At 70.2% G+C, this 13,501-nt stretch carries 11 protein-coding genes; 4 read left to right on the top strand and 7 right to left on the bottom strand.

Annotation, left to right across the window (positions count from 1 at the left end; translation table 11 throughout):
- Window positions 1-20 precede the first annotated feature (20 nt).
- From clpB to I4Q55_RS02985, 3 genes are all read right to left on the bottom strand, one after another.
- Window positions 21-2,618 (bottom strand): ATP-dependent chaperone ClpB, encoded by a 2,598-nt coding sequence (clpB, locus tag I4Q55_RS02995; protein WP_206784417.1) that lies wholly within the window; start codon window positions 2,616-2,618, stop codon window positions 21-23.
- 97 nt (window positions 2,619-2,715) lie between these two features.
- Window positions 2,716-3,903, bottom strand: a complete 1,188-nt coding sequence (locus I4Q55_RS02990) for an MFS transporter (protein ID WP_206784416.1) — start codon at window positions 3,901-3,903, stop codon at window positions 2,716-2,718.
- 99 nt (window positions 3,904-4,002) lie between these two features.
- Window positions 4,003-4,485 carry a MarR family winged helix-turn-helix transcriptional regulator gene (locus I4Q55_RS02985; protein WP_206784415.1) on the bottom strand — a complete coding sequence of 161 codons (483 nt, stop codon included), beginning with the start codon at window positions 4,483-4,485 and terminating at the stop codon, window positions 4,003-4,005.
- Between the two features lie 254 nt (window positions 4,486-4,739).
- On the opposite strand from I4Q55_RS02985, the gene I4Q55_RS02980 reads away from it, so the two are divergent.
- From I4Q55_RS02980 to I4Q55_RS02965, 4 genes are all read left to right on the top strand, one after another.
- Window positions 4,740-5,915, top strand: coding sequence for a globin domain-containing protein (locus I4Q55_RS02980; protein WP_206784414.1), 1,176 nt, complete (start codon window positions 4,740-4,742; stop codon window positions 5,913-5,915).
- Between the two features lie 362 nt (window positions 5,916-6,277).
- Window positions 6,278-7,381, top strand: a complete 1,104-nt coding sequence (locus I4Q55_RS02975) for a globin domain-containing protein (protein ID WP_206784413.1) — start codon at window positions 6,278-6,280, stop codon at window positions 7,379-7,381.
- A 205-nt stretch (window positions 7,382-7,586) separates the two neighbouring features.
- The gene (locus I4Q55_RS02970; protein ID WP_206784412.1) at window positions 7,587-8,333 is read left to right on the top strand and encodes a lytic polysaccharide monooxygenase; all 747 of its coding nucleotides are present in this window, start codon (window positions 7,587-7,589) and stop codon (window positions 8,331-8,333) included.
- The gene (locus tag I4Q55_RS02965; protein ID WP_206784411.1) at window positions 8,333-8,860 is read left to right on the top strand and encodes a DUF305 domain-containing protein; all 528 of its coding nucleotides are present in this window, start codon (window positions 8,333-8,335) and stop codon (window positions 8,858-8,860) included. Before I4Q55_RS02970 ends, I4Q55_RS02965 begins: the two co-directional genes overlap by 1 nt.
- A gap of 152 nt (window positions 8,861-9,012) precedes the next feature.
- Here the strand turns inward: I4Q55_RS02965 and I4Q55_RS02960 are convergent, their stop codons facing one another.
- Genes I4Q55_RS02960 through dnaK form a run of 4 tightly spaced genes read right to left on the bottom strand, consistent with a single transcriptional unit; the run spans window position 9,013 to window position 13,224 of the window.
- Window positions 9,013-9,438: a heat shock protein transcriptional repressor HspR gene (locus I4Q55_RS02960; protein WP_206784555.1), complete on the bottom strand. Its 426-nt coding sequence runs from the start codon at window positions 9,436-9,438 to the stop codon at window positions 9,013-9,015.
- A 5-nt stretch (window positions 9,439-9,443) separates the two neighbouring features.
- Window positions 9,444-10,613 (bottom strand): molecular chaperone DnaJ, encoded by a 1,170-nt coding sequence (gene dnaJ / locus I4Q55_RS02955; protein ID WP_206784410.1) that lies wholly within the window; start codon window positions 10,611-10,613, stop codon window positions 9,444-9,446.
- A 29-nt stretch (window positions 10,614-10,642) separates the two neighbouring features.
- Window positions 10,643-11,350: a nucleotide exchange factor GrpE gene (grpE, locus tag I4Q55_RS02950; RefSeq protein ID WP_091304891.1), complete on the bottom strand. Its 708-nt coding sequence runs from the start codon at window positions 11,348-11,350 to the stop codon at window positions 10,643-10,645.
- Window positions 11,347-13,224: a molecular chaperone DnaK gene (dnaK, locus tag I4Q55_RS02945; protein WP_206784409.1), complete on the bottom strand. Its 1,878-nt coding sequence runs from the start codon at window positions 13,222-13,224 to the stop codon at window positions 11,347-11,349. The genes grpE and dnaK overlap by 4 nt, the downstream gene beginning before the upstream one ends.
- Window positions 13,225-13,501: the final 277 nt, after the last annotated feature.

Genomic DNA, 13,501 nt, shown 5'->3' with positions numbered 1-13,501 from the left:
GAGGTGGCCTTCACGAACCGTCAGACCCGGGTGACGGTCAGCGCGTTCCCGGCTTCCAGCTCCGGAGCGTCGACGCGCACGGTGTCGCCGTCCCGGATCTCGCCCGACAGCAGCTCCTTCGCCAGCTTGTCGCCGATCGCCGACTGGACCAGCCGCCGCAGCGGGCGGGCGCCGTAGATCGGGTCGAAGCCGTTGAGCGCGAGCCACTCGCGGGCGCCGTCGGTGACCTCCAGGTTCAGCCGCCGCTGGGCCAGCCGCTTGGCGAGCCGGGCCACCTGGATGTCCACAATGGACGTCAGCTGCTCGGTGCCGAGCGAGTGGAACACGACGATGTCGTCGAGCCGGTTGAGGAACTCCGGCTTGAACTGCCGCTGGACCACCTCGAGCACGGCGTCCCGCCGCTGCCGCTCGTCGAGCGACGGGTCGGCGATGGCCTGCGAGCCGAGGTTCGAGGTCAGGATCAGGATGGTGTTGCGGAAGTCCACCGTCCGGCCCTGGCCGTCGGTCAGCCGCCCGTCGTCGAGGACCTGCAGCAGCACGTCGAAGACGTCGGGGTGGGCCTTCTCCACCTCGTCGAGCAGCACCACCGAGTACGGGCGGCGCCGCACGGCCTCGGTGAGCTGGCCGCCCTGGTCGTAGCCGACGTACCCGGGCGGGGCACCGACCAGGCGCGCCACCGAGTGCTTCTCGGCGTACTCGCTCATGTCGATGCGCTGCATCGCGCGCTCGTCGTCGAACAGGAACTCGGCCAGCGCCTTGGCCAGCTCGGTCTTGCCGACGCCGGTCGGGCCGAGGAACAGGAACGAGCCGGTCGGCCGGTCGGGGTCGGCGACGCCGGCCCGGCTGCGGCGGACGGCGTCCGCGACGACCTGCACGGCCTCGGCCTGCCCGATGACGCGCCGGGTCAGCTCCTCCTCCATCCGGAGCAGCTTGCCGGTCTCGCCCTCCAGCAGCCGTCCCGCCGGGATGCCGGTCCACGCGCTGACCACGTCCGCGACGTCGTCCGCGCCGACCTCCTCCTTGAGCATGACGTTCTGCTGGCTGGCCTCGTTCGCCGCGGTGGCCGCTTCGAACTCCTTCTCCAGCGCCGGGATCCGGCCGTAGCGCAGCTCGGCGGCCTTGCCGAGGTCGCCGTCGCGCTCGGCGCGCTCGGACTCGCCGCGCAGCTGCTCGAGCTGCTCCTTGAGCTCGCGGACGCGTTCGATGGAGCCCTTCTCGTTCTGCCAGCGAGCGGTCAGCGCGGTCAGCGTCTCGCGCTTCTCGGCCAGCTCGGCGCGCAGCGCGTTGAGACGTTCCTTCGAAGCGGCGTCGCTCTCCTTCGCGAGCGCCATCTCCTCGATCTCCAGCCGGCGCACGGCGCGCTCGACCTCGTCGATCTCCACCGGCCGGGAGTCGATCTCCATGCGGAGCTTCGACGCGGCCTCGTCGACCAGGTCGATCGCCTTGTCCGGCAGGAAGCGCGCGGTGATGTAGCGGTCGGACAGCGTCGCGGCGGCGACCAGCGCGGCGTCGGTGATCCGGACACCGTGGTGGACCTCGTAGCGCTCCTTCAGCCCGCGCAGGATCGCGATGGTGTCCTCCGGCGACGGCTCGCCGACGAGCACCTGCTGGAAGCGCCGCTCCAGGGCGGCGTCCTTCTCGATGTGCCGGCGGTACTCGTCGAGCGTGGTCGCGCCGACCATCCGCAGCTCGCCGCGGGCGAGCATCGGCTTGATCATGTTGCCCGCGTCCATCGCGCCGCCCTCGCCGGTGGCACCGGCGCCGACGATGGTGTGCAGCTCGTCGATGAAGGTGACGACCTCGCCCGCGGAGTCGGTGATCTCCTTGAGCACGGCCTTCAGCCGCTCCTCGAACTCACCGCGGAACTTCGCGCCGGCCACCATCGACCCGAGGTCGAGGGCGACGACGCGCTTGCCGCGCAGCGACTCGGGCACGTCCCCGGCGACGATGCGCTGGGCCAGCCCTTCGACGATGGCCGTCTTGCCGACGCCCGGCTCGCCGATCAGGACCGGGTTGTTCTTGGTGCGCCGCGACAGCACCTGCACGACGCGGCGGATCTCGGTGTCGCGGCCGATGACCGGGTCGAGCTCGCCGGCGCGGGCGCGCTCGGTGAGGTCGACGCCGTACTTCTCCAGCGCCTTGAACGTGCTCTCCGGGTCTTCGCTGGTGATCCGGGCGGAGCCGCGGACCTTGACGAACGCCTCCTGCAGCGCGTCCGGCGTCGCCCCGTGGCGCTTGAGCAGGTCGGCGACCTGGCCGCCCTCGGTCGCGAGCCCGACGAGCAGGTGCTCGGTCGAGACGTACTCGTCGCCCAGCTGGGTGGCGAGCTTCTGCGCGCTCGTCAGCGACTTGACGGCGAAGGTGTCGAACTGCGGGCTCGACACGGTCGCGCCGGTCGCGGACGGCAGCGCGGCGATGAGCGGTTCGAGCTCCTTGTGCACCACCTCCGGGTCGGCCCCGACCGCGGTCAGCAGCGGTGCGGTCAGCCCCTCACCCTGCGCCAGCAGGGCGCCCAGCAGGTGGGCGGCCGACACGTGCGGGTTGCCGGCCATGGTGGCCGCCTGCGCCGCGGACGAGATCGCCTGCTGGGTCTTCGTGGTCGGGTTGAAAGCGTCCATCCCTCACCTCATGCTCGGTACTGCGAGAAGTCCTGGTGACAGGCCTGACCGTGCCCTGTCACTGTCTCTAACGCACGGAAACTTGAGTCTGTTCCGCTCAACTTCGTCCCGGAGCGACCGCGCTCGCCGGCAACCGCGAGCCGAGCTTGCCGAGCCCGGCCACGGCGACACCGGCGCACGCCCCGACCAGCACCCAGGGTAACCAGTCGGCGACCGAGAACAAGGCCACCACGGCGGGCGCGATCACCTGCGCCACGGTGAACGCGTACTGGTACGCAGCGAGATAACGGCCGCGGGCCACCGGAGGTGCCGCGGCCTCGGCGAGCGCCCCCGATCGCGGCCCGAAGACCAGGTCGCCCGCGGCGAACACCAGCGTCGACACCAGCAGGTACACCACCTGCCAGCCCTCGGGCACGACCAGCACGCCCAGGCTGGCCAGGCACCACGCGGCGAACAACGCCGAGCCGAGGCGCATCGCCGCGATCCGCGTCAGCCGGGCGGTGAGCCGCAGCGCGAGCGTGCCGCCGACGCTGGTCAGCAGGGTCAGCAGCGCGAGGAGCGCACCCGGCAGCCAGGCCGGGCCGTGGAGCCGGTCGAGGACGAACACCGGCATGCCGATCAGGAAGAAGTCCAGCGAGAGCCCGAAGAGCCCGCTGAAGACGATCAAGGCGAGGTACGGCCGGTCGCGCAGCACCCGCACCGACCGCTCGCGGACCTGCCGGTACGGCCGCGCGAGCCGGACGAAGCAGACGAGGAGCGTCGCGGCCACGAAGAACGTCAAGACGTCCACGACCAGCGCGACGCGGTAGGCGGAGCCGCCGAGCCACGTCAGCAGCGCGCCCGCCGCGAGACCGCCGAGGCCGAAGCAGGCGGCCCGCACCATCCCCACCTCGGCGAACGGCCGGTCCTTCGGGCCGTCCCCCGCGACGTCGGCGATGAGCACGAACAGGGAACTGTAGAACAGCTGCTGCCCGGCGGACAGCAGGACGGCGGCGGCCACCACCGCGCCGGCGCCGTCGGCGACCAGGTACGCCCCCGCCCCGGCGGCCTGGAGGAGCTGGGCGCCGATCACCACGGCGCGTGGCCCGACGCGGTCGACGAGCCCGCCGGCGAGCGGCGGCACGGCGAGCGCGCCGACGGCACCGAGCGTGACGGCGGCGCCTGCCACGGCCAGCGGCACGCCGACCACCTGCGTCACGTAGACCAGTGCCAACGGGAGGAACAGCCCGGATCCGAAGTTGTCGATCCCCAGCGCGCACAGCAGCGCGACCCGGTCACGCGTCACCCGCCGACGTTAACCCTGGGGAATGCCGTCAAGTCAGGACCGAACGGACACTATCGCCAGGGGAAGAAGACACTTGCGGTGCGCCTTTCCGTCCGGGTGTCACTTGTTCGTGTCAGCCAGCGGGGCCTCACTGCCGAGGGCGCGGCGGAGATCGGCGTTCATCTCCGCGAGGCGCGTGGTGAGGTCGGTGACGCGCTCGTCGTCCCAGCCGCCGAGTGCCTTCTCCATGAACTCGATGTAGCCGGCCCGCCAGCGGGCGAGCTCGGCCCGGCCCTTCTCGGAGGCGCTCACCAGGGACGCCCGGCCGTCTTCGGGCGCGGGGCGGCGGTCGATCAGCCCGGCCGCCGACAGCTGGGAGATCTGCCTGCTCACGACCGAGAGGTCGACGAGCCGGCGCTTCGCCAGCTCGGACGGCCGCGTCTCACCGTTCTTCGCCAGGTCGGACAGCAGCATCGCGGCCGCCGGGTGCAACCCGGGCTCGCTCTGCCAGGCTTGCATGATCCAGGCGTGCTGGAGCTGGGAAGCGGTCTTCAGCTCGTGCATGAGCTCGACCCGGACGTCGTCGGCGTTGTCGAGGCCCATGGGCACCTCCCTTAGTTGTGCCATACAAGTATATTGCCCGGCACTTGCTCAGGCCAACCATCGCACCGGTGAGGTCCCCCACGCCCGACCGGGTGCAATACACCCGGTCGGAGCAACAATGCGGGCAAAAGGGCGCCCGGCGGTTACCCTGCGGACGGGCGCTGCGCGCAGCGCCTTCCAGTGACGTTGAGTGACGAGGTGACAGCAGTGGCGCAGGACCCGGGAGGCGGTTCCCGACCCGTGAACAGTCACCCATGACAGCCGATTCCGTCAGCCCGCTCCCCAGGTCTTCGGCCCCGCGCGAAGCTCCCGCGGCCGTCACGGCCATGGTCCGGCTCATCCGGGACAGCTGGGCGATGTCCGAGCCCTACATCGCGGACATCTCGCAGTTCTTCTACGGGATGCTGTTCACCCTCGCCCCGACCACGCGCGACTTCTTCCCGATCAACATGGAGATCCAGCGCGGCAGGCTGGTGCGCGCACTGGTGCACATCGTGCAGATGGTCGACCGGCCCGACGACCTCGCGCCGTTCCTGCGCCAGCTGGGCCGCGACCACCGCAAGTTCGGCGTGGTGCCCCGGCACTACGAAGCGGTCGGGACCGCGCTGCTGGCGTCGCTCAAGAACCACCTCGGCCCGGCGTGGACACCCGAGGTCGAGCGGGCGTGGGCCGAGGCGTTCACCATCGCCGCGCGGGCCATGCAGGACGCCGCCGCGGCCGACACGAACCCGCCGTCGTGGTCGGCCACCGTCGTCGAGCACCGGCGGCTGACCTGGGACCTCGCCCTGGTGCGGCTGGTGCCCGACCAGCCCGTGCCGTACCACCCCGGCCAGTACGTGAGCGTCGAAGTGCCGCAGCGGCCGCGGCTGTGGCGGTACCTTTCGCCGGCGAACGCGCCGCGCGAGGACGGCGGCATCGAGTTCCACGTCCGTGCGATCGACGGCGGCTGGGTCTCCCGCGCCATCGTCAGCCACACCCAGCCCGGGGACGTCTGGCGGCTCGGCCCGCCACTGGGCCGGATGACGGTCGTCCGGGAGGCGGCGCGTGCGGTGCTGATGGTCGCCGGCGGGACCGGCATCGCCCCGCTGCGGGCAATCCTCGACCACCTCGCGCTGTGGGGCGAGAACCCGAAGACCCACCTGTTCTACGGCGGCCCCGCCCGCGAAGACCTCTACGACCTCGAAGAACTGCGTGCCCTGGCGGCGACGAACCCCTGGCTGACCGTGACACCGGTCGTCGAGCGCGGCGGCGACGTCCCGGGGTTCGAGCAGGGCACGCTGGCCGAGGCCGTCACGCGGTACGGGTCGTGGCCCGGCCACGACATCCTCGTGTCCGGCTCGCCCGCGATGATCCGCGCGACGGTGTCGCGCATGCTGGTCGCGGGCAGCGCGCTGGACCAGATCCAGTACGACCCGTTCACGATCGACTAGCCACCATCGGCCCAGCGGCAATCCGCCGTCCGGTCAATGATTTCGTTACGCTTCGGAAATCGGCAACCAGTAACGGATGAATCCGGCGATGTGATCATTTTTACGCTGCGACAGGCGACGTTGACCGGGCGTACCTGAATTGCTCCGTTCGAGCGGGAACGCGCGGAATCACGCGCATCTGCACGGGAATTCGCCTACAGTCGGGAACCCTCGGGGGCGGCACCGCCACAGCGACGCCGCATGCATGCACGGCGTTAAAGCCTTTGCACGACTGGAGATTACCGTTCCCGATGAACGCTGAATCCGTGAAGATCTCCGCACTGCCCGAGACGCTTCCCGTTTCGGCTGTGGATGGTCGAGAGATGGCCCGGTTGATTCGTGAAAGTTTTGCGGAGGTCGAACCGAAAGCCGATGAACTGGCGCAGTACTTCTACGGCGCGTTGTTCGTGGTCGCCCCCGATTGCCGGGATCTGTTCCCGGTGACCATGACGACGCAGCGGAGCAGGCTGCTGCGCGCGCTGGTGTACGTGGTGCAGATGGTCGACCGGCCCGACGAGCTGGTCACCTTCCTGGGGCAACTGGGCCGCGACCACCGGAAGTTCGCCGTCGTCTCGCGGCACTACGACGCCGTCGGCGTCGCGCTGATCGCCGCGCTGAAACGGTTTCTCAAGGAGAAGTGGACCACCGAGGTCGAATCGGCGTGGACCTCGGCGTACGGGCTCATCGCCAAGACGATGCGCGAAGCCGCCCAGGCGGAGACGGGTCCGGCGGCGTGGGCGGCGACCGTCCTGGAGCACCGGAAGCTCAGCCGCGACGTCGCGCTGGTGAAGGTGCGCACCGAGGGGCTGCTGCCGTACCGCGCCGGCGGGTACGTCAGCGTGGAAGTGCCGCAGCGGCCCCGGTTCTGGCGGTACCTTTCGCCGGCGAACGCCCCCCGCGGCGACGGCCAGCTCACCTTCCACGTGCGCGCGGTGCCCGGCGGCTGGGTCAGCGGCAGCATCGTCAACCACACCAGGCCGGGTGACGTCTGGCGCCTCGGGCCGTCGATGGGCGTGCTGAACGTGCGTCCGACGTCGGGGAAACGACGGTTGCTCATGATCGGCGGCGGCACCGGGATCACGCCGTTGCTGGCGATCCTCGACGATCTTTCGCGCTGGAAGCGGAACCCGCCCGTGCACCTGTTCTTCGGCGGACGGCGACCGGAAGACCTGTACGCGCTGGAGCAGCTGCGCCGGCTGGCCACGACGTCGAAGTGGCTGACGGTCACCCCGGTCACCGAGGAGGGCGCCCTGTCGGGCGGCGACCGCGGAACGCTCGCCCACGCCGTGACCCAGCGCGGCACGTGGCAGAACCACGACGTCCTCGTGTCCGGCTCGCCGCCGATGATCCAGGCGACCGTCGCCAAGCTGCTGGCCAGGGGGATCGATCTGGAACGAATATCCTACGACCCCTTCACCCTGGATTGAGCTGCTCGACGTCCTGCGTCGGCGGACACCCGCAGCAGCCGGCCCGACCTTCGCACTGAGCCGACCGGAGCAGCGAAATCGTCGAACGGCGGTAGTTCGTTGACCGTTGTGCCGGATTCGCCTTATGGTCTAGACCACATCTTCCCCGGATGTGTTCGTTCGTCCTCCCCTTCGGAACAACGCTGTTCCCCTTCGAGGAGCCGAAATGACCTGGAAAACCAAGCTCTTCGCGGCCGCGGCCGGCGTCCTGCTGGCGCCGGCGCTGGTCGTCGTCCTCCCCGCTGTCTCGGCGAGTGCCCACGGTTACGTGTCCGATCCGCCCAGCCGGCAGGCCAACTGCGCGGCCGGGAAGGTGTCCGGCTGCGGGAACATCGTCTACGAACCGCAGAGCGTCGAAGGCCCGAAAGGCCTGCGCAGCTGCAACGGCGGGTTGGCGCAGTTCGCCGAGCTGACCGACGAGTCGAAGCCGTGGCCCGCCAAGTCCGTCGGCAGCACGGTGACGTTCAACTGGGTGTTCACCGCCCGGCACTCGACGTCGAACTACGAGTACTACGTCGGCGGCACCCGCGTCGCGGTGTTCAGCGGCAACAACCAGCAGCCGCCGCCGACGTTGTCGCACACGGTGAACCTGGCCGGCTATTCGGGCCGGATCAAGGTGCTGGCGATCTGGAACATCGCGGACACGGCCAACGCGTTCTACAGCTGCGTCGACCTCCAGGTGGGTGGCGGCACCCCGCCGCCGACGACCACCACGCCACCTCCGACCACGACGACCCGGCCGCCCACCACGACGACCACCCCGCCCACGAGTGGCACGTGGGCCGCGGGCACGGCGTACAAGGCGGGCGACGTCGTGACGTACGGCGGCGCGAGCTACCGCTGCGTCCAGCCGCACACGGCGATCGCGGGCTGGGAGCCGCCGAACACACCGGCGCTCTGGCAGCGCCAGTGATGAGAGTGGTCTTGGCCGTCGTCGCGCTGCTGCTGACCGGATGCGGCGCGACGACGGCCACGCGGGAGTACAACGCGGCCGACGTGATGTTCCTGCAGATGCTGATTCCCCTGAACCGGCAAGGGATCGAGATCGTCCGCCTGGCCGCGGCCCGCCCGGTCCCGGCGGAGTTGAAGGAGCTGGCGGCGGCGATCGAGGTGACGCAGCAGACGGAGATCGACGACATGCGGCGCTGGCTCCGCGACTGGAACCAGCCGGAGACGGTGTCCCCGCAGGCCCACGCCGGCCACGGCGGCATGAAGATGACAGCGCCGGACGTGGTGGGAGCACTTCGGACGGTGCCGGACAGCGAGTTCACCCGCAGGTTCCTGGATGTCCTGGCGGGACAGCAGCAGGGAGCGGTCGAGCTGGCCCGGACCGAGAACGGCCCGAACGGCGGAGTGAACGCCCAGGCTCGCGACCTGGCCCGCCGGGTCATCGAGTCCCGGACGGCGGAGGTCAAGCAGTTGCTGAACACCAAGACATGATCCCGCGGCGCAAACCTGCCTGAGCAGCCCCCGTTTTCCACGCTACCGGCAGGCACCGACAGTTTCCCGCCCCCGGGAGACGGACGGCCGCCGAGGCCCTCACGCGCGAAGGCCTCCCCGGTCGCCCGGGGAGGCCTTCGGTGCTCCGGTGGTCAGCGGCGCTTCGGGCGCCACACCACCAGCGCCGTCTGCTGGTTGAGCGGTACCAGGTCCCGGCGGTAGGACGCGTGCGCCGCCGCCGTTGCCTGCTCGGCCGCCACGTACGCCGCGGCCAGCTCCTCCGTCAGCTCGGTGATCCGGGCGCGGAGCGCGTCGACCTGGTTCTCCAGCTCGATGATGCGCTTGATGCCGGCCAGGTTGACGCCGTCTTCCTGCGACAGGCGCTGGACCTCGCGCAGCAGCGCGATGTCCCGCATCGAGTAGCGCCGCCCGCCGCCGGGGGTGCGGCCCGGTGACACCAGACCTTGCCGGTCGTAGGCGCGCAACGTCTGCGCGTGCATCCCGGCGAGCTGGGCCGCCACCGAGATGACGAACACCGGGGTCTCCTCGTCGCCTTCCTGCGGTGTCCCGCCGAACATCACGCTCACCTACCTTGCAGCAGCTCGGTGATCTCGGGCCGGGGGTCGTGCCCGGCCATCGCCTCGGCGTACGCCTGCAGTGCCTCGCGCGCCTTGTCGTCCAGTTTGGCGGGAATCGCCGCCTGGAGGGTGACGAGCAGGTCACCTTGCGAACCGTCGCGCTTGGCGATGCCCTTGCCGCGCACGCGCAGCACCCGCCCGCTCGCGGTACCCGGCGGCACCTTGAGCGAGACCTTCGATTCCAGCGTCGGCACCGTGACCGTGGTGCCGAGCGCCAGTTCGGTGAAGTCCACCGGCACGGTGATCGTCAGGTCGAGCCCCTTGCGCCCGAACAGCGCGTGCGGAGCCACGTGCACCCGGACGTAGAGGTCGCCCGCCTGCGCGCCACCCCGGCCCGGCTCACCCTGGCCGGCCAGCCGGATGCGCTGGTCGTCGTCGACGCCCGGCGGGATCCGGACGGTCAGCGTGCGCGTCCGCGTGCTGATGCCTTCGCCGCCGCACTCCGGGCACGGGTCGTCGATGATCGTTCCGCGGCCCCGGCAGTCGCGGCACGGCTCCGAGAACGCGAACGCGCCCTGGCTGCGGCTCACCAGCCCCGAACCGGAACAGGTCGGGCAGGTCCGCGGCGACGTGCCCGGCCGGGCACCGTTGCCGCTGCAGGTCGCGCAGGTCGCCGGGCTCGACAGCCGCAGCGGCAGGGTCGCGCCCTTGACCGCCTCGGTGAAGTCGATCCGGACGTCCGTCTCGACGTCGGCACCGCGCTGCGGCCGGTTCGCCGTCGCGCCCGCCGACGACCGGCCACGGCCGAAGATCCCGCCGAGGATGTCGCCGAGCCCGCCGAAACCGCCCTGCTGACCGGCGCCGGCCTGGCCGAAGATGTCGCCCATGTCGAAGCTGCCGCCACCGCCGCCACCGGGGAAGTTGAAGCCACCCCCGCCGCCGAACAGCCGCCGCGCCTCGTCGTACTCCTTGCGCTTGCTCGCGTCGGAGAGCACGCCGTAGGCCTCGGAGACCGCCTTGAACTTCTGCTCCGCCTGCGCGTTGCCGGCGTTCGCGTCCGGGTGGTTCTCCTTGGCCAGCTTCCGGTAGGCCTTCTTGATTTCGTCCGCGGTGGCGTCGGAGGAGACGCCCAGCTCACGGTAGAAGTCCTTACCGATCCATTCCCGTGCGCTCATCGGGCGTCTCCTCCTCCCACTTGGTTCTCCTACTGCTGCTGCTCATCGACTCCGCCGCCGAGTGGCAGCTCGCCACCGACGGACGGGTCCCCCGGGGCCGCACCGGGCTCGTGGTCGGTCACGCCGACCAGCGCCGCCCGCAGTACGCGGTCCCCGAAGCGGTACCCGCGGCGCATGACCACGGTGACCGTCGGGCCCGCCACGTCCGGCGAGGTGTTGTGCTGCACGGCCTCGTGCACGCTCGGGTCGAAGGGCTCGCCCTCGGCGCCGAACGACTCGAGGCCCGCGCGCTGCAGGCCGCTGATCAGCTTGTCGCCGACGGCCTTGAACGCCCCGGTGAGGTCACCGTGCTGCTCGGCCCGCTCGAGGTCGTCGAGCAGCGGCAGGAGGTCGTTCACCACGGTCGCCTTCGCGCCGATCACGACCGCCTCGCGGTCGCGCTCGACCCGCTTGCGGTAGTTGGCGTACTCGGCCTGCAGGCGCTGGAGGTCGGCGGTGCGCTCGGCCAGCTCCTTCTCCACGTCGGAGACGACCGACACCGAGTCGTCCACAATGGACTCACCCAGCGAGGGGCCCGCGTGCTCCACGGGCGCCTCGTCGGGGTCCGGCGCGGCGTGGGCCGGACCGGGCGGGCGGACCTGCCCGGTCTGGGGGTCCACCCGACGACGGTCCCGCACGACCACCGGCTCCTCGGGGCCTCGGCCCTGGTTCTCGGATTCGTCGTAGCTGTGGGTCACTTCTTCGGGTCCTCTTCGACGATCTCGGCGTCCACCACGTCATCGGCCTTGGCCTGGCCGCCGGCCGCACCGGCGGCGTCCCCGGCCGCACCCGCACCCGCGCCACCGGCCGCACCGGCCGCCGCGTCGGCGTTCGCGTTGGCGTACAGGGCGGTGCCCAGCTCCTGCGAAGCGGCGTTCAACTTCTCGATCGCCTCGCGGATCTTGGTCGAGTCCGTGCCCTTCAGCGACTCGTTGGCCTCGTCGATCGCGGACTTGACCTTGCCCTTGAGGTCGTCGGGCAGCTTGTCTTCGTTGTCCTTGACGAACTTCTCGGTCTGGTAGACCAGCGTCTCCGCCTGGTTGCGGGTCTCCGCTTCCTCGCGGCGCTTCTTGTCTTCCTCGGCGTGGGCCTCGGCGTCCTTGACCATGCGCTCGATGTCGTCCTTCGGCAGCGCGGAGCCACCGGTGATCGTCATCGACTGCTCCTTGTTCGTGCCCAGGTCCTTCGCGGTCACGTGCACGATGCCGTTGGCGTCGATGTCGAAGGTGACCTCGATCTGCGGCACGCCACGCGGGGCCGGCGGGAGACCGGTCAGCTCGAACATGCCGAGCTTCTTGTTGTGCGCGGCGATCTCGCGCTCACCCTGGAACACCTGGATCTGCACCGACGGCTGGTTGTCGTCCGCGGTGGAGAAGATCTCCGAGCGCTTGGTCGGGATCGTGGTGTTGCGCTCGATGAGCTTGGTGAAGACGCCACCCTTGGTCTCGATGCCGAGCGAAAGCGGCGTGACGTCCAGCAGCAGGACGTCCTTGACCTCGCCCTTCAGCACACCGGCCTGCAGCGCCGCGCCGACCGCGACGACCTCGTCCGGGTTGACACCCTTGTTCGGCTCGCGGCCGCCGGTCAGCTCCTTGACCAGGTCCGAGACGGCCGGCATGCGGGTGGAACCACCGACGAGCACGACGTGGTCGATGTCGCCGACGGCGATGCCCGCGTCCCGGATGACGTTGTTGAACGGGTTGCGGGTGCGCTCGAGCAGGTCCGCGGTGATCTTCTGGAACTCGGCGCGCGAGAGCGTCTCGTCGAGGAACAGCGGGTTCTTGTCCGCGTCGACGGTGATGTACGGCAGGTTGATGCTGGCCGAGTTCGAGCTGGACAGCTCGATCTTCGCCTTTTCAGCTGCCTCGCGGATGCGCTGCAGCGCCATCTTGTCCTTGGTCAGGTCGATGCCGTTGGTGGCCTTGAACTTGTCGACCAGCCACTTGACGATGCGCTCGTCCCAGTCGTCACCACCGAGGTGGTTGTCACCGGAGGTGGCGCGGACCTCGACGACGCCCTCGCCGATCTCCAGCAGCGAGACGTCGAAGGTGCCACCACCGAGGTCGAAGACCAGGATGGTCTGCTCTTTTTCACCCTTGTCCAGGCCGTACGCCAGCGCGGCGGCGGTCGGCTCGTTGACGATGCGGAGCACGTTCAGGCCGGCGATCTGCCCGGCCTCCTTGGTGGCCTGCCGCTGGGCGTCCTCGAAGTAGGCGGGGACGGTGATGACGGCGTCGGTGATCGTCTCGCCCAGGTACGCCTCGGCGTCGCGCTTGAGCTTCATCAGCACGCGCGCGCTGATTTCCTGGGAGGTGTAGTTCTTCCCGTCGATCTCGGTCTTCCAGTCGGTACCGATGTGCCGCTTCACGGACCGGATGGTCCGGTCGACGTTCGTCACGGCCTGGTTCTTCGCCGGCTGACCGGTCAGCACTTCACCGTTCTTGGCGAAGGCGACGATCGAGGGGGTGGTCCGGGAGCCTTCCGAGTTGGCGATGACCGTCGGCTCGCCGCCCTCAAGGACGGCGACGACCGAGTTGGTCGTGCCGAGGTCGATGCCGACCGCTCGCGCCATGGTGCTTTCCTCCTGTGTACGGCTGCTATGTTCGTGACCTGCAGGTTCATTCCCGCCTTGAGCGAGGCCCTGGCAAGTTTTATCCGGCCTTCGCGCACTCCGTCAAGCCGGACTTGAGTCGACTGCGCTCAACCTCTGTACCCAGCCTAACGAGGCGGTTCGGCTTCTTGTTCCCGGGTCCGCCGGGCGAGTGCGCCCCGATCGGCTGTGACGCCGCTCACCTGCGGATGGCTCACCGGCGATCCGGGCTCGACCGGGCGGTTCGGCCGGGACGGGG

The sequence above is a fragment of the Amycolatopsis sp. MtRt-6 genome (assembly GCF_017308975.1).
In the GTDB taxonomy this organism is placed as follows: Bacteria; Actinomycetota; Actinomycetes; order Mycobacteriales; family Pseudonocardiaceae; genus Amycolatopsis.
This window is presented reverse-complemented; position numbering and strand designations above follow the sequence as displayed.

Coding starts and splice junctions, on each gene's coding strand:
- I4Q55_RS02975 (WP_206784413.1), top strand. CDS start 6,278: ATGGCCCGGTTGATTCGTGAAAGTTTTGCGGAGGTCGAACCGAAAGCC.
- clpB (WP_206784417.1), bottom strand. CDS start 2,618: ATGGACGCTTTCAACCCGACCACGAAGACCCAGCAGGCGATCTCGTCC.
- I4Q55_RS02965 (WP_206784411.1), top strand. CDS start 8,333: ATGAGAGTGGTCTTGGCCGTCGTCGCGCTGCTGCTGACCGGATGCGGC.
- I4Q55_RS02970 (WP_206784412.1), top strand. CDS start 7,587: ATGACCTGGAAAACCAAGCTCTTCGCGGCCGCGGCCGGCGTCCTGCTG.
- I4Q55_RS02980 (WP_206784414.1), top strand. CDS start 4,740: ATGACAGCCGATTCCGTCAGCCCGCTCCCCAGGTCTTCGGCCCCGCGC.
- dnaK (WP_206784409.1), bottom strand. CDS start 13,224: ATGGCGCGAGCGGTCGGCATCGACCTCGGCACGACCAACTCGGTCGTC.
- I4Q55_RS02960 (WP_206784555.1), bottom strand. CDS start 9,438: ATGTTCGGCGGGACACCGCAGGAAGGCGACGAGGAGACCCCGGTGTTC.
- dnaJ (WP_206784410.1), bottom strand. CDS start 10,613: ATGAGCGCACGGGAATGGATCGGTAAGGACTTCTACCGTGAGCTGGGC.
- I4Q55_RS02985 (WP_206784415.1), bottom strand. CDS start 4,485: ATGGGCCTCGACAACGCCGACGACGTCCGGGTCGAGCTCATGCACGAG.